The sequence below is a fragment of the Staphylococcus sp. 231237_7MaSpsaltlick genome (assembly GCF_043107035.1).
The window spans coordinates 1-394 of the sequence record NZ_JBICNX010000438.1 but is presented as its reverse complement, the minus strand read 5'-3'; the positions used below and the strand labels follow the sequence as shown (position 1 = coordinate 394).

Annotated in this window: 1 pseudogene; it reads left to right on the top strand. The window is 29.2% G+C overall.

From position 1 onward, the window contains the following. Positions 1-394, top strand: a pseudogene (locus ACF91D_RS32240) (prophage endopeptidase tail family protein); the annotation flags it as partial.

The window sequence follows — 394 nt, the reverse complement described above, 5'->3', positions numbered from 1 at the left end:
TGCCATTAAATATGATGGAAGTATCGTTACTAATGAAGTTGTAGCCAAGCATATATTTATGGAGTTTCAAAATCATTATATTCAAAAGGATTTAGAAAGTGAAGAACTGAATGGCGAAGAATCTACTGGTGAAGAAACTAAAACTACTATGACATTAGAACAATATTTAGATTTTGGTTTTAAAGGTAACAAACTTGATTTCAGTTACGAAATTAAAGGCGATTTTAAAGACAGAAAACCTGTAGAGGAACTTGGTAATAAAAATGGTATGGAATATATTACTGAAGGCGCAGATGTATTTGATTATATTTATTTTGCGGATAATAAAAAGATTTACTTTTATGATCAATCGACGTTTTATCAAATGTCAGATACGCCTTTAATCTACAAATAC